Below are 17,340 nucleotides of genomic sequence, written 5' to 3'. Positions count from 1 at the left end.
GGATGAACAAGATGGCTCAAACTTCTGTCTTCCAGGTCCGAACGGACGAAGCGCCCCGCCTGCCGGCTCCCGTCTCCACGTCGGGTGTCGTCGGCTGGATGCGCCAGAACCTGTTCTCCTCGATCGGCAACACGATCCTGACCTTCATCGGTCTCTACCTCGCCTGGCTCCTGATTGCCCCGCTCGTCCAGTTCGCGCTCATCGACGCGGTCTGGACCGGGGAGAACCGGGAAGCCTGCCTCGTGCCGGAGGGCTCCGGCCAGACGGTCGGCGCCTGCTGGGCCTTCGTGAAGGCCTATTTCCCGCAGTTCATCTACGGCCGCTATCCGGCCGACGAGACCTGGCGCGTGAACATCGTCTACGCGCTCTTTGCCCTGCTGCTGGTGCCGCTGGCCATCCCGAAGGTTCCCTTCAAGCGGATCAATGCGGTGCTGCTGCTGGTCGTCTTCCCGGTGGTTGCCTATTACCTGCTGACCGGTCTGGTGATCGGCGACACGGTCGTGCTGCCGATCGTCGAGACCCGCGTCTGGGGCGGCCTGCTCGTGACGCTGGTGATCGCCGTGACCGGCATCACGGCGTCGCTGCCGCTCGGCATCCTGCTGGCGCTTGGCCGGCGCTCGAAGATGCCGATCGTCAAGATGGTGTCGGTGATCTTCATCGAGTTCTGGCGCGGCGTGCCGCTCATCACCGTGCTGTTCATGTCGTCGGTGATGCTGCCGCTGTTCCTGCCCGACGGCATCACCTTCGACCGGCTCCTGCGCGTGCTGATCGGCGTGACCCTGTTCTCGGCCGCCTACATGGCGGAGGTCGTGCGCGGGGGACTGCAGGCAATTCCGAAGGGGCAGTATGAAGGGGCGATGGCGCTCGGCCTCGGCTTCTGGCAGATGATGCGTCTCATCATCCTGCCGCAGGCGCTGAAGCTGGTGATCCCCGGCATCGTCAACACCTTCATCGGCCTGTTCAAGGACACGACGCTGGTGCTGATCGTCGGCATGTTCGACCTGCTCGGCCAGATCCAGTCGGCCTTCTCGGACCCGACCTGGGCCACGCCGGTGACCGGTCACACGGGATACCTGTTTGCCGCGATCATCTTCTTCACCTTCTGCTTCGGCATGTCGCGCTACTCCATCTACATGGAGAACCGCCTGCATACCGGACACAAACGCTAGCTTCAGCCGACCGGCAGGCGCGGTCCGCCCGCGCCGCCCCTCGCACAAGTTGTATTCTGGAGTGAACCCATGACTGAGAACGCAGTCTCCGACACGGAAATCGCGGTTGACCGCAGCAAGATGACGGTGTCCGACACCGATGTGGCGGTCGAGATCGTCGGCATGAACAAGTGGTACGGCGACTTCCACGTGCTGCGCGACATCAACCTCAAGGTGATGCGCGGCGAGCGCATCGTCATCTGCGGGCCGTCCGGCTCGGGCAAGTCGACCATGATCCGCTGCATCAACCGCCTGGAAGAGCACCAGAAGGGCAAGATCGTCGTCGACGGCATCGAGCTGACCAACGACCTGAAGAAGATCGACGAGATCCGGCGCGAGGTTGGCATGTGCTTCCAGCACTTCAACCTGTTCCCGCACCTGACGATCCTCGAGAACTGCACCCTGGCGCCGATCTGGGTCCGCAAGATGCCGAAGAAGCAGGCGGAAGAGATCGCCATGCACTACCTGAAGCGGGTCAAGATCCCCGAGCAGGCGCACAAGTACCCGGGACAGCTGTCGGGCGGCCAGCAGCAGCGCGTGGCCATTGCCCGCGCGCTCTGCATGAACCCGAAGATCATGCTGTTCGATGAGCCGACCTCGGCGCTCGACCCGGAAATGATCAAGGAAGTGCTGGACGTCATGGTCAACCTCGCCGAGGAAGGCATGACGATGCTCTGCGTGACGCACGAGATGGGCTTTGCCCGCAAGGTCGCCAACCGCGTGATCTTCATGGACGCCGGTCAGATCGTCGAGCAGAACGAGCCGGAACCCTTCTTCCTCAACCCGCAGCACGAGCGGACCAAGCTGTTCCTGAGCCAGATCCTGCATCACTGACGGACCCTGCCGGCAGGGCGCGCCTGCGCGCCCCCGGTGCGCGATTTCGGTGAGCCTGGTTGGTGAGCCTTGTTGGTGAGCCATCGGGTCTGCCTTCTGCCAGATATCTGGCCGGGAGGCCCCGGTCAGGACAGTCCGGGAGACAAGGGGCGGGGAGGGAGACCTCCGCGCCCCTTTTTTGTCGGCGCGGCCAACGGGACCATCTTTATGGGTCCGGATTCACGCTACGTTATGGGCTTGTCTGCTACTGCGGGTTTCGATCTGGCGGACACAAGACCAGGAGGCCCCATCGTGCGTGTATTTGGCTTGCGTGTATTTGGCTCGCGTGAAACTGGCTTGCGTGAAGCTGGCTTGCGTGAATTTGGCATTCCCGGCGTGCAGCCGGCGGTCGCTCGGCAGTCCGGTCCCGTCTCCACCGCGCGCGGCAAGGCACTGGCACTCAGCCGGTGCGATGCGCGCTCCGACCGGCTCTCGCCGCTGGCGCGGCTCGTGGGCATGAGCCTGCCCATCGCGCTCGCCATCGTGATGAGCCTCTCCTTCAGCGCCAAGGCCGACGAACCGGCGCTGCCGTTCGACCTGGTCGGCAAGTGGCTGGCCGAAGACATCGGCGGCAAGGGCGTGATCGACACCGCCCAGACCATCCTGGAAATCGAGGAAGCCGGCACCGTGTCCGGCTCGACCGGCTGCAACACCGTGTTCGGTCAGGTGACCCAGGGCGCGGGCCTGCTGAAGATCGGTCCGCTCGCCCTGACCCGCAAGGCCTGCGCCCCGGCCGTGATGGACCAGGAGCGCAAGTTCGTCGACGCCATCAACGCCACGGTCGATTACCGAAGCGAGCGCGGCAAGCTGATCCTGCTCAATGCCAAGGCCGAAACCGTCGCCGTCCTGACCCTCATGTGAGCCGGGCGCCGCGTGCCCGGTCAGCCGGTCACGACCGGTGCATCGGGCAGTCCGCCCCATTCCGACCAGGAGCCGTCGTAAAGGCTGAGGTCCCTGTGACCAAGCAGCGTCAGCGCCAGCGTGACGACGGCAGCGGTGACTCCGGACCCGCAGGACGTCGTCACCGGACGCGCCAGATCAACGCCGGCCTCGGCGAAGACGGCTCTGAGCCCCGCCTCGTCCTTGACCGTGCCATCCGCATTGAGGAACCGCGCGATCGGCGTGTTGAGCGCGCCCGGCATGTGCCCGGAGCGAAGGCCCGGGCGCGGCTCCGGCGCCGTTCCGGCGAAGCGTTCGGCCGACCGCGCATCGACAACCTGGCGGACGCCGCTCTCGACGATCCGGCGCATGTCGGCAAGATCCGTGACCGCACCGTGGTTCAGCCGCGCGGTAAAGTGACGCTCGGGCCGCCGTACGGCCCCGTCCTCCACCGGACGCCCTTCCGCCTTCCACTTCGGCAGCCCGCCGTCGAGCACGAAGACGCGCGCCGCGCCCATGGTCTTCAGCATCCACCAGCCACGCGCGGCCGAAAACAGGCCAAGGCTGTCGTAGACCACCAGCGTCATGCCGTCGCCGATGCCGAGCTTGCGCATCATGGAGGAAAACACGTGCGGTGCCGGCAGCATGTGCGGCAGCGGATTGGTCTTGTCGCTGATGGCGTCGATGTCGAAGCGGACGGCGCCGGGAATGTGTTCCTGCAGGTATTCCGCATTGGCGTCGCGGCCCGATCCCGGCAGATGCAGGCTGGCGTCAAGGACGAGCACGTCCGGGGCCGTGAGATGGGCGGCAAGCCAGTCGGTGGAAACGAGCGGCGAGGTCATGTGGGTCTACTCCGGCAGCGGTAAGGGGGCGACCCCGGCAGGTTTAGAAACCTTGTCAGCCTGTCGGGTCGGGGTGGATCGGTTCTGCGGGCGGGCCGTGCGGTCCGCCATCGGGACGGTCAGTCGGCGAGCTGGATGCGGATACGGCGGTTCAGCTTGCCCTTCTTTTCGATCCGGGTGATGTCGACGCGGCCGACCTCCGTGGTGCGGCTGACATGGGTGCCGCCGCAGGGCTGCAGGTCGAAGTCCTCGCCGATCCGCACGAGGCGCACGCGACCGCTGCCGCGCGGGGGCGAGACGCTCATCGACTTGATCAGGCCGGGATTTGCGTCGAGTTCCGCATCGGTGATCCAGTCCGTGGACAGGGCCATGTCGCGGGCGACGGCCGCACGGATCTCCGCCTCGATGGCCTCGCGCTCCGGCGGCTCCGGCATGTCGAGGTCGATGCGGCTTTCGTCCGCACCGATCTGGCAGCCGGTGATCTTGGTCTTGAGCACGGCGCAGATGATGTGCAGGGCCGTGTGCATGCGCATGAGCCGGTAGCGACGGGCCCAGTCGAGATGGGCGACCACGAGGTCTCCGACGGCCGGCATCGGCGCACCGGCTGCGACCAGATGGCGGTGTCCGTCCTTGCCGTCGGCATAGATCGCGGCGGCGATCGGGATCTGGCTGCCGTCGGACCGCTCGAGGTATCCCGTGTCGCCCGGCTGCCCGCCGCTGGTGGCATAGAAGACCGTGCGGTCGAGCACGATGGCGCCGTCTGCCGTCACATCAACCACGCGGGCTTCGCAGCTGCGCAGATAGGCATCGTCTCGGAACAGGGGTTCCGTCATGAAATCCTCCCGGAGGTGAAAGGGGCGAGGCGGCGGGCCCGGCATGATTGGCAGGACGAGCCTAGCACGACCGGGCCGGGGTGCAACGTCGCCCGAAGGGCGGGGACAGATCAGAGCGCGGCGCGCGCGGTGAGAAGCTTGGCCGCGAACGCCCCCATGACGCCGGCAAACAGCCAGTCGAAGGCCCGGACCGCGCGCGGCGACGTCCGCAGGGCGCGGGAGATCGCGCCGGCGCCGGCCACCATGCCAATGCCGAAGGGCAGGGTGAGCAGCACGAAATACATGCCGAGGAAGAAGAGCTTGCCGGTGGCGGCCGGATCCCCCGCGCTGACGAACTGCGGCAGGAAGGTCACGAAGAACAGCACCACCTTGGGATTGAGCAGGTTGGTCAGCACGGCCTGGCCGAACAGCTTGCCGAGCGGCACGGGCGGTGCCTTGCCTTCCTCGATCGACAGTGCCGATCCGTGGCGCACAGCCTCGACGGCCAGCCAGACGAGATAGGCCGCGCCCACCACCTTCAGCACGAGGAATGCCGTCGGCGAGGTGGCCAGCAGTACGGAAATGCCCACGGCGGCGAGGACGGTGTGGACCACATTTCCCGCCACCGCTCCGGCAAAGCAGACCCAGCCTGCCAGCCGGCCGTGCATCAGCGTCTTGGACAACTGCAGCGTCATGTCCGGCCCCGGCGTGAAGATCAGCACGATGGCAGCGACGGTAAAACTCAGAAGGACGCCAGTCTCCGGCACGAAGGACATGGGCAACTCCGGCAAATCGGTTCGGACAAGGACTATACAGCCTGTCCGGCCGCCCCGCCACCGCCGGCCGCAAGGCCGCGCGCCCCGGGATCAGAGGATCGGCGACAGGAGCCGCGCGCTTTGCGCCAGGACGCGGAACAGGTAGGGCCGGTGATCGAGATCATCGGGCGCGGTTCGCCGGGCGCGGCGGAAGTCCGTCTCCAGCATGTCCGCGATCTGCCGGATGAAGGACGGGTGGGTGAACCACAAGGTGATCTCGAAGTTGATCCGGAACGAGCGGTTGTCGAAGTTCACGGTGCCGACCGACGCCAGATCGTCGTCGACCAGAACGACCTTCTGGTGCAGGAAGCCGTCGAGATAGCGGTAGACCCGGATGCCGTGGTTGACGAGATCGTCCGCATGGGCGTGGCTGGCCAGCCAGACGAGACGGTGGTCGGCCTTTTCCGGCAGCAGGACGCGCACATCCACGCCGCGCAGCGCCGCCGCATAGAGTGCGGTCTGGATCTCCGATCCCGGCACGAAATAGGGGCTGACGATCCAGAGGCGCTTGCGGGCCCGGGAAATCGCCTCGGTGAAGGCGATCGAACAATCCTCGAGCGGATCGGCCGGCCCGGTCGGCATCACCAGGACGGCCTCGTCGCCGACCCGGTCATAGGGGCCGGGGGCGACGATGTCGAGCGTGGTGCCGCTCGCCCAGTGCCAGTCCTCGGCAAAGGACAGCGTGCAGGCAAGGGCGGCCGGTCCGGAGACCTTCACATGGGTGTCGCGCCAGTGACCGAAGTCCGGGTCACGGCCAAGATACTCGTCACCCACGTTGTGTCCGCCGACCCAGGCGTGCCGGTTGTCCACCACGACGACCTTGCGGTGGTTGCGGTAGTTGATGCGCATCGGTCCGAGCAGGCGCAGGTAATGATGCGTCTCGTTGAAACCGGACACCTCGATGCCGCCGGCCCGGAGACGCCGCAGATAGGACTTGGGCAGGCTCTTGGAGCCGATCTCGTCATACAGGAAGTAGACGCGCACCCCGGCGCGCGCCTTCTCGATCAGGAGGTCGGCCAGCGTGCGCCCGAGCACGTCGTCGCGCACGATGAAGAACTGCACCAGCACCACGTGCTGCGCCTCCGCGATGCCCTGCAGGATCGAGGAAAACGTGGCCTCGCCGTCGATCAGGAGGGTGCAGGTGTTGCCCGACAGGAAGGGCAGGCTGGCGATCTTGGACAGGACCGGCCATTCGGTCGAGGCATCGGCATCCCCGATGCCAAGCTCGGCCGCGCGCAGGGTGCGCTCGAACCGGCCCATCTTCCGCTGCACGTCGGCATAGTCGTCGAACTGCTTCCAGCCGAAGACGAGATAAAGGAAGGCCGTCGGAAAGGGGAGGAAGAAGAGCGACAGCAGCCAGGCAATGGAGCCCTGCGCGGTGCGGCTGTTCATGATCTCGCGCACGGCGCAGATCGCCGCGATCCCGTAGAGGACAACGGTGATCGCGGCGATGAGCCCGAGATTGTTGAGCAGCACGTCAACGAGCGTCGCATCGCGGACGATGGTCCCGGTCAAGGTGCTGCCCGTCAGCGAAGCCTGGGTGACGCCCTGCATGGGCGACCCGGTCAGGCGAAGGGCGCTTCGATCGGCGCCCTGGGTTGGAGCCAGGAGGGAACCGGCAGGTTCCTGGACTGCAGGAATGCCGGATTGTAGAGCTTGGACTGGTAGCGCGAGCCGTGGTCGCACAGGATGGTGACAATCGTGTGCCCGCGGCCGAGGTCGCGCGCGAGACGCCGGGCCCCGGCAATGTTGATGGCGCTCGATCCGCCGAGCAGCAGGCCTTCGTGTTCGGCGAGATCGAAGACGAGCGGCAGCGCCTCCTCGTCGGGGATCATGTAGGCGCGATCCACCCGGGCGGTCTCGATGATCGGCGTCACGCGGCCAAGGCCGATGCCCTCGGACACCGAGCCCCCCGGCGACATCTCCGCCTTGCCGGTGGTGAACAGGGAATACATGCCCGCCCCGTGCGGGTCGGCGCAGCCGATGACGATGTCGGCCTTCTGTTCGCGCAGGAAGGCCGAGGTTCCGGCCAGCGTGCCGCCTGTGCCGACCGCGCAGATGAAGGCGTCGACCGTGCCGGCGGTGTCGCGCCAGATTTCCGGTCCGGTGCCAATGTAATGGGCCTTGCGGTTGTCGAGGTTGTTCCACTGGTCGGCAAACAGCACGCCGTTGGGCTCGCTCTCCGCCAGCCGCTCGGCGAGCCTGCGGGCGACATGCTGGTAGTTGTTCGGGTCGGAGAAGGGCTTCACCGGCACCTCGACGAGCTGGGCCCCGGCCAGCCGCAGCATGTCCTTCTTTTCCTGGCTCTGGCTGTCGGGCATGACGATGACGGTCCGGTAGCCGCGGGCGCTGGCGACAAGCGCAAGGCCGATGCCGGTGTTGCCGGCCGTGCCCTCGACGATCAGGCCACCGGGCTTCAGCGCGCCACGGGCCTCGGCCTCCAGAATCATCTGCTTGCCGGCGCGGTCCTTGACCGACTGGCCCGGGTTCATGAATTCGGCCTTGCCCAGGATCTCGCAGCCGGTTTCGTCCGACAGACGGTTGAGACGGATCAACGGCGTGTTGCCAATGGCATCGACGACGGAAGCGTAACGGGTCATGAAAGGGTCCGATCAAGCAGTGGGCGGTTGGCGTCCTGTTGCGGACGCTAATCGTCCTTGTCCGGCGGATCAAGTCGCGGGCCGGGGTGGCGGGAAAACCGGCTGAGGATCTTCGCCGTATTGGAAACGGCTTGTCCCAGTTTCTGCCGCGCGTCGGTCTTGTCGGGCGGCATCACCTTCTCTACCTTTCCACAAAACACACAAGAACGTGATCCGGTTTCCTGTGGCCTCCGTACCATCAGACAAAAAGCCGTACGCGATCAATAAAATGACTTTTGGGCACCCTGATGGAACAAACAACTGGTCTCGACGAACTGCTTGCGGGCTATGTGGCCGGAACCCTGGCCGAGCCGGCACGCGTCCTCGTCAGCGCACACCTGGAACTCTCTGACCGGAACCGGAGCTACGTTCGCCAGCTCGAGGCCCTTGGTGGTCTGGAGCTGGAGCACACCGCCCCGGTCACGATTTCCGGCCGCGACGAGAAGCTGGCTGCGATCTTCGGTCTGGGCGCTGTCGCCCCGGTCCGTCGTCAGCCGGAAGAATCCTTCGACCCGCGCCTGCCGACGAGCATTCGCCGGCTGCTCGGCCGTCCGACGCTGGACGGCATCGCGTGGCGCAGCCTGATGCCGGGCGTGAAGGAATACCGCATGGGCGAGATCGACGGCTGCGCGGCGAGCCTGCTGTGGATCCGGGCCGGCCGCGCGGTTCCCTCCCACACCCATGACGGCACCGAGCTGACCCTCGTTCTCCAGGGCGGCTTCTCCGATGCGGACGGGCATTATGTCCGCGGTGACATCGCGCTGGCCGATGATCACGTCGACCACAAGCCCGTGGCCGACGACGACGAGGACTGCATCTGCTTCGCCGTCACCGAGGGCCACCTCCGCCTGACCGGTCCGGTCGGGCGTCTGCTGCAGCCCTTCATCCGCGGCTGAGCAATCCGCCGTCCGGTCTCCTGCGTAAGCTCAAGGCTCAAGCAGGAGACCGAACTTGGCCACTTTCACCGCTTCCCCCTCCGACGGCCCCGCCTGGATCACCGGCGCCAGCTCCGGCATCGGCCGCGCGCTTGCCCTTGAACTGGCGCGGCAGGGATGGACCGTCGCCGTCACGGCCCGTTCGGCCGATGCGCTGGTCGGGCTGGCGGCCGAGGCGCGGGAAAGTGCCGGCCGCATTGTTCCGATGGCCGGTGACGTGACCGACGCGGCCGCCATGGCGGCGCTGGCCGGCCGCATCGAGACCGATCTCGGCCCGCTGGCGCTTCTGGTCGCCAATGCCGGCATCTACCTGCCGCAGGACGGGCTGGACGGCAGCGTCGAGGCCTATGCCCAGACCTTCGATGTCAACCTCAAGGGCACCGTCAACGTGCTTCTGCCGGCGATCGCCGCCATGAAGACCCGTCGCAAGGGGCAGATCGCCGTGGTCGCGTCCGTGGCCGGCTATTCCGGCCTGCCCACCTCGGCAGCCTATGGCGCCACCAAGGCGGGGCTGATCAACATGGTCGAAAGCCTGAAGTTTGATCTCGACCTTGCCGGCATCCGCATCCAGCTGGTCTCGCCCGGCTTCGTCGACACGCCAGCCACCGCCAGCAATCCCTTCCCGATGCCGCATCTCATGAAGGTCGAGGAGGCGGCGCTGGCCATTGCCGAGGGGCTGCGCAGCGACCGGTTCGAGATTGCCTTCCCGAAGGCCTTCGTGCGCCAGCTCAAGCTGCTGCGCCTGCTGCCCTACCGGCTCTATTTCCCGCTGGTGGCCCGGGCCACCGGCTGGGCACGCAAGCAGATGTCCTAGCCGAGGGCCATTACAGCGGCACCGGGCGGTCGGGGAAGGGGATGGCCGGGGGGATTGCCGGGTCGAGTACAGGAGCGGGGGCCCCGTCATCCCCGCGCGCGACGGCAGCCCGGTAGTCGGACGGCGTCTGCCCGGTCTCCTTCCGGAAGGCCGCATTGAAGGTGGATCGCGAGTTGAACCCGACATCCTCACCGATGTCGATGATGCGCGCACTGGTCCGGCTGAGCAGCTCGCAGGCCTCGCGGATGCGCCAGCGGTTCACGTATTCATAGAAGTTGCTGCCGATGTAGTCGTTGAGGACCTGCGACAGGTAGTTTTCCGAGACCTTGAGATGGTCCGACAGGTTGCGCAGGTTGAGGGCGTGATTCCGGTACAGCCGGTCCTGCGCCATGGTCCGCTCGATCTTGGCCGCGATTCGCTTCATCCGTTCACCGTCAAGCGCGGAGCGCTGGTAGCGCGGCTCGGCGCCGCCCCCGGCTGGAGCCGCGACGGCGAGGACGGCCGGCAGCACCGGGGTCTCGGTGGCGATGGCGGCTTCGAGCGCGGGGCTGCGTCGGGTCGGCACATAGATCGGCTGCTGCCACAGCGCCATGAAGCTCAGCGGATAGACCCAGGCGGCAAAGATCAGCAGGCTGACGAGCGGCGACGGGTGGAGGGCGTCGAACAGGAGATCATCCGCCAGAAGCACCAGATTGACGCCCCATGACAGACCCATGAGCGGGATGTTCCAGTGCAGCCAGCGCAGGCTGCTGCCTTCCAGATTGGAAAAGTAGTCGAGCTTCTGCCGCTCGTGCCGCGACAGCTCCCGGATCGCCAGGACCACATAGGCCGTCATGACCGGCAGGTAGGCCAGCAGCGTGAGGAGACGCTCCGCCGGCAGCGAGCCCTGGGTGACGAGGGTCGCGCCGAAGTCCTGCAGCGCCGGGTCGCCGCTCTGCCCCGGCAGCGCCAGGCCATAGAGCAGGAGCGTGACCGCCTGCAAGAGCGCATAGGGCGCCAGATGCAACAGATCGCCCCGGCCAAGCCGCAGCGGCTCCTTGCTGGCCAGAGCCCGGGCATAGAAGTAAAGGGCCGGCCCCTCGAGCAGGAGCAGCGGGGTCATGACCGCCACCAGATGGTTCGGCCCGGGCAGCGTCCAGACGCCGATGGCATACATGACATCGGTCATATCGGCGAGCGCGGTTGCAAGCACGATCCCGAGAAAGGCGGCGATGGCGAGCGAGTGATCCTTGCGCGGCTCGCGGCGTGTCAGCAGCAGAAGGATGACGAAGGCGAGATGCGCGGCCATGGCGAGCGCAAGGACGAACAGGTCGTTGGTGAACAGGATCGGATCTCCGCGAGGGCGCCCGGTCGCCGGACGGGCAAGGGCGCGCATGCGCAGGGGGATCTGCGCATGCGCGGGCCGGTCCCGTCAAGACGACATGGGGCGATCGTCCTGACCCTTGCCCGGGCGTGATGACCCGGGCAGGGGCAGGGACCGGAGAGACAGTGCCCGGCTGGGAGCGTCACCGCGTCCGGATGGGCAGGCCCGGACGAACCGGGCAGCGGCGGCGGCTCCGCCAGCGCGAGGCCAGGGGCAGGGGCTGGGGCTGGGGCAGGGGCCGGAGCGGGGTCCGGCCGTCGTCTCAGCCGCCGAAGCGGTAGGTGACGAAGGCGCCGACAGAAATCTGGTCCTTCGAGCCCCGGCCGCGCGCGACCATCGGCGACTTCGCCGCATCGCCGATCAGCCGGTCGTAGGATCCGGTCAGGGTGACGGCGGCCTGTTCGGTGAGGAGGACGGTCGCGTCGGCGGCAAGTCCGATGCTGGCGATGCCGCCGGAGGGGCGAAAGGCCTTGAGGCCGCTGCGACCGGCCTGGGCCGAACTGACGCCGAACACCGCGCGCATGTAGCTCTCGTCGAACCAGGTGGCCTTTGCCTCGGCCCCGAGCATCAGGCGGTGACCAAGCAGGGGCGGGGCCTTCACGCCGACCGTAAAGTCGCCGCTCCAGCCTTCGGCGGCCCGGATCTTCTCGTTGAGGCCGAAGCGGTTCAGGCTCTTGTCCCGGCTCTCCGACAGCTTCACGACCGAGCGCCGCAACTCCACCGCCGCTTCAAGCCAGGGCAGGGGCTCCCAGGCGATGAAACCGCCCGCATCGAGGGTCGGGGCGAGATCGCCAAGACCGGTCAGGGCCTTGCGATCATCCTTGGTGTCGCGTCCGGGCGTGAGGCGCAACACGGCGCCCGCGCGCAGGCCGGAGGCCGCGAAGGCATTGATCGTCAGGCCGGTCGGATCGAGCAGCAGCGTGTCGCGCCAGGTGACGGCGACATAGGGAAGGGGCGTGGCCTTCATCCTGCCGGAGCCGAGGAAGGCCGGAGCATAGAGGCCGCCGCCGCCGACCGTGACGGTCCAGTCCGGCGGGGGAGTGTCGGCGTCGGGGCCCGGGCCGTGGGCTTGCACCGTCACCGCTTCAGCCGGATCGGCCGCGAGCGAGGGCAGGGCGAGGACGCTTGATCCGAGGCCGAGGGCAAGGCCTGTCAGGACGGGGCGATGATGAAACACGTCGGGGTCTCCGCTTGGCGTCGGCGCCGGACGCGCCGATCGGGCCGCCGTGCCGGGCACAGCGGGTGCCGGAGGGAGTGCCGCAACCGGAGGAATTTCGCGACCGGCCGGACGGGACCGGACAGGATGGGCAGCAACCGCATGCGGGCCACACGGGCAGCCGGTGGCGGCAATGTCCGGGCGGGTGGAGCCGGACACGGTCTGCCGGCGCAGCCTCAGGCCGGATGCCGCCCTGATGTGCGGCATCCCGGCATCGGCACCCCGGCGTGGCCACCCCTGCGACGTTTTCGCAATGCTGACGCCGCACGCCTCAAAGTGACTCGCCCGCCGTTCAGGCTCGACCGGGTCCCGGCAAGTGAGGCCGCCGCGCGGTGGTCTCAGCCGTCACGCTGGCGCAGCCGCTGCTCGAGCCGCGACAGGGCCAGCGACAGCGTGACCGTCAGGGTCAGGTAGATGAGCGCTACCAGATTGTAGGTCTCGAAATAGCGGAAGTTGCCGGCCGCCGTCACCTTGCCGAGCTGGGTGATGTCGGTCACGCCGAGCACCGAGACCAGCGAGGAATCCTTGACCATGGCGATGAAGTCATTGCCGTAGGGCGGCAGGATGGTGCGGAAGGCCTGCGGCGCCACGATGAGGCGGAAGCGCAGCCAGCCGTTGAGCCCGAGCGCCTTGGCGGCCTCGATCTGGCCGGGCTCGACGGCCAGGATGCCGGCGCGGAACACCTCGGCCAGGAAGGCCGAATAGGCGAGGACCAGCGCCGCCACCGCACGCCACAGCAGCGAGATGTCACGGGTGCGGATCGGATCAAGCCCCAGCGGCGTCATCACCGCGTTCCATGCCTCGACCATCAGCGGCACGCCGGCAAAGGCCACGTAGAGCAGCAGCACGATGATCGGCACGCCGCGGATGACCTCAATGTAGAGCTTGACCGCCTGGCGCACCACGAGAAGGCGCGACAGCCCGCCGAGCGCCAGCAGCAACCCGAGGGCAGACGCACCCGCGAAGGCCGTGACAGTGACCAGCAGGGTGATGCCGATGCCCTGCGACAGCACGCCCAGCACCTGCGCATGGATGTCGCTGGTGAGGGTCTGGGCAAAGGCATAGGCCCCGGCGAGCGCCAGGATCACCAGCCACCACGGGAAATCGCTCTGGGGTGTCTTGCGGGAAGGGCCCATCGACGGAATGCTCCGCTCGGCCGGGCGGCAAGGCCGCCTCTGGGCCGTCAGGTCAGGGAGGACGGCAGGGCTGTCCGGGGTTTGGTCCTTGCAGGTCGGGCAGGGGAGGCCCCGCAGCAGTCACCGCGCAAGGGGCGGCCGGACCGCCCTCCTTGCCCCGGCCGCAGCGCGGAGCGGCAAGGCTGTCTTGCCGCCCCCCAAGGCCAGAACCGAGACTGCAACCGTAACCGGGGCCGGAACCGGGCCCGGAACCGAGGCCGGAACCGAGGCCGGAACCGGCTTACTGGCCCATCTTGTAGTCGATGAACCACTTCTTATCGAGCGCGGCGATGGTGCCGTCGGCCTTCATCGCGGCGATGGCGGCATTGATCGGGGCAACGAGATCCGAGCCCTTCTTGAAGATGAAGCCGAAATCCTCGGTGCCGAGCTTCTCGCCGATGATCTTCAGCGTGCCGTTCGAGGTGGAGACATAGCCCGGGCCGGCGGTGCCATCCGTCAGCACCAGGTCCACATCGCCGGCGCGCAGCGCCGCGACGCCGGCCCCGAAGGTCTCGAACTTCTTGATGCGCGGATTGGCCTCGTTGCCGTCGAGCACCTCGTAGACACCGACATAGAACGGGGTCGTGCCGGGCTGTGCGGCCATCAGCAGGTCCGGATTGGCGGCAAAGCTCTTGGCATCGGTGAAGCGGGTCTCGTCGGCACGCACCAGCATGATCATTTCCGAGCGCATGTAGGGGTCGGAAAAGTCCACCTTGTCCTTGCGGTCGTCACGGATGGTGATGCCGGTCATGCCGAGGTCATACTCGCCCGCAGACACCGCCGGGATCATCGCGTCCCAGCTGGTGTTCTGGTAGGTGACCTTGATGTTGAGGCGCTTGGCGATCTCGGCCATGGCGTCATATTCCCAGCCGACAGCCTGCCCCGACTTGTCGATGAACTGCAGCGGCGGATAGGCGTTTTCGGTCACCACGACGACCTCGCGCCCCTTGAGGTCCGGCAGGCCGGCGGCCTCTGCCTGCGGGGCGAGGGCCGGAAGGACGACGGCCGCGAGGCCGCAGGCGAGACTGGCAAGGGTGGGGACAAAACGCATGGATCATCTACTCCCGTGAGGTGCGGAATATCTGCAACTGTTAGCGGGCAAAGCGGCCATCAGCAAGCGCGCTGCAGCCGGAATCAGCGCCGTTTCCAGCGGTCTCGGACCGGGCCACGGCAGGGGCGGCCCACGCCTGCGGGTCACTCCGGCATGCCAGCGGCCAGAAAAGGAAAAGGGGCGCCCCGCGCCCTTCAGACTGCTGACAAACCTGCTCACAGTCATCCCGGCCCAGCTGAGCGTTAGCGAAGCGCCGAGCCGGGATCCAGATATCAGCCGCGCGAAGCGCGACACACCTGTCGGTCGCAAGTCGTATCGAGTTGACTTGGTTTTGGGCTCGCCTGCGCTCGCACAGACATGCTGGATTCCGGATCTGCGGTTCGCTGAACGCTCACCTTGTCCGGAATGACGGCAAACTGACGAAACTCCGAAGTTTGTCAGCAGTCTGAGGGGCGCGCCGCGCCCCCCCGCCCGATGGGTTCACCGGCCTGCCCGCAGGTCTGTTGACCAGCCTTGAGACAAGCCTGCCCCCCGTCCGCTCAGCCGGCCTTCACATAGACCATCTGGCGCACGTCGATGTTGCCGGCCCGGAAGCCCGCCTCGCAATAGTGGAAGTAGAACTCCCAGAGCCGCTTGAAGCGCTCGTCGAACCCGAGCGGCGAGATGCGCGGCCAGGCTTCGCGGAAGCGGTCGCGCCATTCCGCAAGGGTGCGGGCATAGTCCTGACCGAAGATCTTCTGCGCCTTCAGGTCGAGCCCGAGCTTGCGCCCGATGTCGGTGATGCGGCCCGGCGGCGGCAGCATGCCGCCGGGGAAGATGTAGCGCTGGATGAAGTCCGGCCGCCGCGCGTAGTCGGCGAACATGTGGTCCTGGATCGTGATGATCTGCAGGCCCGCCATGCCGCCCGGCTTGAGGCAGGCCGACAGCTTCTCGAAATAGGTCGGCCAGTACTCCTGCCCGACCGCCTCGAACATCTCAATCGACGCGATCCGGTCGTAGACGCCGCGCTCGTCGCGGTAGTCCTGGAACACCACCTCGACCCGGTCGTTCAGTCCGGCCTTGAACATCCGCTCGCGCGCATAGTCGAACTGCTCGCGCGAGATGGTGAGCGCCCGCACATGGGCTCCCACCTCACGGGCGGCGAATTCGGCAAAGCCGCCCCAGCCGCAACCGATCTCCAGAACCTTGTGGCCGGCGCGGATGTCGGCGGCCTCCGCCAGCGCGCGGTACTTCTGCGCCTGGGCCTCCTCGAGCGTTGCCGCCCGGCCCTCGTAGAGACCGGAGGAATAGGTCATCGAGGGGTCGAGCCACTCGCGGTAGAAGGCATTGCCGAGATCGTAATGGGCGGAAATGTTGCGCTGCGAGCCCTTGCGGGTGTTGCGGTTGAACCAGTGGCGCAGGGTCACGGCGAGGCGGAACAGCGGGCTGCCCTGCAGCCGCTCCATGGTCGCATCGCGGTTGACGCAGAACAGCTCGAGGAAGGTGGTCACGTCGGGGCTCGACCAGTAGCCCAGCATGAAGGCCTCGCCGACGCCGACATCGCCGCCTTCGACCGCCATGCGCACGAAGCGCCAGTCATGCACATGCAGCACGCCTTCCGGTCCCGGATGCTTGCCCTCGATCAGGAAGCAGCGGCCGTCGGGCGTGGTGATGGTCAGCCGGCCATACTCGAGCGCAAGCACGATGCGCATGCCCATGCGCACGAAGCGGGGCAGGCCGGCCAGGACGGTGCGGGCGTTGTCGGGCGTGACGCGGATCGGCTGGGCGAGCGGCATGGCGGTGGCGGGGAGCTTGGACACATAGGACATTGGAACCTCCATCAGGCATGCCCGAAGGGTTCGGGGCGGGACAGCTGCGCCGGGGCAGCCGGTTGGGAAAGGGGAGTGCCGGCGGGGCCGCCGGCGCTGGTCGCACCTGCGGGTGTCGGACGGGAATGGAAGCGGATGCCCTTGAGCCACAGCTTGAGGGCCTCGTAATGGATGCCCGCCATGACCTTCAGCGTCATCAGGGGAAAGCGCAGGCAGGCAGCGAGGATCGCCCGGCTCGTCGCCGGTTCGCCCTCGCCGTTGAACGTGGCCGAGAGCATCGGGCCGGCCGGGTCGGTCTCGAGGATGCGGATGCGCACCGAACGCCCCGGGGGCAGCAGGCGAAAGTGGTAATGCTGCTGCATGTCGAGGAAGGGCGAGACGTAGAAGGTCTTGACCTGATCCTGCCGGAGACCGGCGGCGCTGACCTGGCCATCCCGGACCGGCGCGACATAGGTGTGCAGATCGCCGAAGGTGTTGCGCACCTCGTAGACCACGGCTGCCAGCCGACCGTCCGCCTCATAGGCGTAGTAGACGGCAAGCGGGTTGAAGACATAGCCAAGGAGCCGCGGATAGGCGAGGAGCAGGACCCGCGCGGGCCGCGCCAGCCCGGCCTCGGCCAAAAGGCGGTCGACATGCGCGCGCAGGTCCGAGCCGTCGCGCGGACCGTGATCGCGCGCATGGAAGGAGAGCAGGTTGAAGCGCCCGACCGACAGCAGGGGCGACAGCCGGTCGGCGTCCGCCAGCCGGTCGAGGTCGAAGAGCAGCGAAAACACGGAATAGGTGAAGCGGTGCGGCACGGGCTTCATGCGCGCGTGCATCACCTTGCCGGTGTAAAGTGTCACCGGGCCGGCCGGAGGCGGACCGTTTTCCGCCATCGTGGTTTCAGCCTTGCGTGCCATGGCGATGCGAC

General features: G+C 67.3%; 17 protein-coding genes. 5 read left to right on the top strand and 12 right to left on the bottom strand.

The window, feature by feature from the left end; translation table 11 throughout:
* Window positions 1-2: 2 nt before the first annotated feature.
* The 3 genes from GWI72_RS07320 to GWI72_RS07310 all read left to right on the top strand — a co-directional run bounded on the left by GWI72_RS07320 (window position 3) and on the right by GWI72_RS07310 (window position 2,942).
* Window positions 3-1,169, top strand: a complete 1,167-nt coding sequence (locus GWI72_RS07320) for an amino acid ABC transporter permease (protein ID WP_390806034.1) — start codon at window positions 3-5, stop codon at window positions 1,167-1,169.
* A gap of 69 nt (window positions 1,170-1,238) precedes the next feature.
* Window positions 1,239-2,042 carry an amino acid ABC transporter ATP-binding protein gene (locus GWI72_RS07315; RefSeq protein WP_161673354.1) on the top strand — a complete coding sequence of 268 codons (804 nt, stop codon included), beginning with the start codon at window positions 1,239-1,241 and terminating at the stop codon, window positions 2,040-2,042.
* Between the two features lie 351 nt (window positions 2,043-2,393).
* Window positions 2,394-2,942, top strand: coding sequence for an META domain-containing protein (locus GWI72_RS07310; protein ID WP_209000068.1), 549 nt, complete (start codon window positions 2,394-2,396; stop codon window positions 2,940-2,942).
* A 20-nt stretch (window positions 2,943-2,962) separates the two neighbouring features.
* On the opposite strand, the gene sseA is transcribed toward GWI72_RS07310, so the two are convergent.
* From sseA to GWI72_RS20310, 6 genes are all read right to left on the bottom strand, one after another.
* Window positions 2,963-3,802, bottom strand: coding sequence for a 3-mercaptopyruvate sulfurtransferase (gene sseA, locus GWI72_RS07305; protein WP_161708242.1), 840 nt, complete (start codon window positions 3,800-3,802; stop codon window positions 2,963-2,965).
* A 119-nt stretch (window positions 3,803-3,921) separates the two neighbouring features.
* Window positions 3,922-4,635, bottom strand: coding sequence for an alanyl-tRNA editing protein (locus tag GWI72_RS07300; protein ID WP_161673350.1), 714 nt, complete (start codon window positions 4,633-4,635; stop codon window positions 3,922-3,924).
* Window positions 4,636-4,745: 110 nt separating this feature from the next.
* The gene (locus GWI72_RS07295; RefSeq protein ID WP_161673348.1) at window positions 4,746-5,390 is read right to left on the bottom strand and encodes a LysE family translocator; all 645 of its coding nucleotides are present in this window, start codon (window positions 5,388-5,390) and stop codon (window positions 4,746-4,748) included.
* 90 nt (window positions 5,391-5,480) lie between these two features.
* Window positions 5,481-6,983: a cardiolipin synthase gene (cls, locus tag GWI72_RS07290; protein ID WP_161673346.1), complete on the bottom strand. Its 1,503-nt coding sequence runs from the start codon at window positions 6,981-6,983 to the stop codon at window positions 5,481-5,483.
* 11 nt (window positions 6,984-6,994) lie between these two features.
* Window positions 6,995-8,029, bottom strand: coding sequence for a cysteine synthase A (locus GWI72_RS07285; protein WP_161673344.1), 1,035 nt, complete (start codon window positions 8,027-8,029; stop codon window positions 6,995-6,997).
* A 47-nt stretch (window positions 8,030-8,076) separates the two neighbouring features.
* Window positions 8,077-8,202: a hypothetical protein gene (locus tag GWI72_RS20310; RefSeq protein ID WP_280116580.1), complete on the bottom strand. Its 126-nt coding sequence runs from the start codon at window positions 8,200-8,202 to the stop codon at window positions 8,077-8,079.
* Window positions 8,203-8,316: 114 nt separating this feature from the next.
* On the opposite strand from GWI72_RS20310, the gene GWI72_RS07280 reads away from it, so the two are divergent.
* Both GWI72_RS07280 and GWI72_RS07275 read left to right on the top strand, forming a co-directional pair.
* On the top strand, window positions 8,317-8,964 hold the full coding sequence (locus GWI72_RS07280) for a ChrR family anti-sigma-E factor (RefSeq protein ID WP_161673341.1): 648 nt from the start codon (window positions 8,317-8,319) through the stop codon (window positions 8,962-8,964).
* A gap of 55 nt (window positions 8,965-9,019) precedes the next feature.
* Complete coding sequence (locus GWI72_RS07275; protein ID WP_161708241.1) at window positions 9,020-9,817, top strand: SDR family NAD(P)-dependent oxidoreductase; 798 nt, start codon at window positions 9,020-9,022, stop codon at window positions 9,815-9,817.
* A 10-nt stretch (window positions 9,818-9,827) separates the two neighbouring features.
* Here the strand turns inward: GWI72_RS07275 and GWI72_RS07270 are convergent, their stop codons facing one another.
* The 6 genes from GWI72_RS07270 to GWI72_RS07245 form a co-directional block, all read right to left on the bottom strand.
* The gene (locus tag GWI72_RS07270; protein ID WP_161708240.1) at window positions 9,828-11,192 is read right to left on the bottom strand and encodes a helix-turn-helix transcriptional regulator; all 1,365 of its coding nucleotides are present in this window, start codon (window positions 11,190-11,192) and stop codon (window positions 9,828-9,830) included.
* Between the two features lie 250 nt (window positions 11,193-11,442).
* Window positions 11,443-12,357 (bottom strand): MipA/OmpV family protein, encoded by a 915-nt coding sequence (locus GWI72_RS20305; RefSeq protein WP_161708239.1) that lies wholly within the window; start codon window positions 12,355-12,357, stop codon window positions 11,443-11,445.
* A gap of 377 nt (window positions 12,358-12,734) precedes the next feature.
* Window positions 12,735-13,532, bottom strand: coding sequence for an amino acid ABC transporter permease (locus GWI72_RS07260; protein ID WP_161673334.1), 798 nt, complete (start codon window positions 13,530-13,532; stop codon window positions 12,735-12,737).
* A 280-nt stretch (window positions 13,533-13,812) separates the two neighbouring features.
* The gene (locus GWI72_RS07255; protein WP_161673332.1) at window positions 13,813-14,622 is read right to left on the bottom strand and encodes a transporter substrate-binding domain-containing protein; all 810 of its coding nucleotides are present in this window, start codon (window positions 14,620-14,622) and stop codon (window positions 13,813-13,815) included.
* A 539-nt stretch (window positions 14,623-15,161) separates the two neighbouring features.
* Window positions 15,162-16,430: an SAM-dependent methyltransferase gene (locus GWI72_RS07250; RefSeq protein ID WP_244314217.1), complete on the bottom strand. Its 1,269-nt coding sequence runs from the start codon at window positions 16,428-16,430 to the stop codon at window positions 15,162-15,164.
* An 11-nt stretch (window positions 16,431-16,441) separates the two neighbouring features.
* A complete protein-coding gene (locus GWI72_RS07245; RefSeq protein WP_161708238.1) occupies window positions 16,442-17,329 on the bottom strand; it encodes a DUF1365 domain-containing protein in 888 nt (295 codons plus the stop codon).
* Window positions 17,330-17,340: the final 11 nt, after the last annotated feature.

It is taken from the genome of Pannonibacter sp. XCT-53, from assembly GCF_009915765.1.
GTDB lineage: Bacteria > Pseudomonadota > Alphaproteobacteria > Rhizobiales > Stappiaceae > Pannonibacter > Pannonibacter tanglangensis.
Note: the sequence above shows the minus strand (reverse complement) of the source record. Positions and strands in the feature narration are given on the sequence as shown.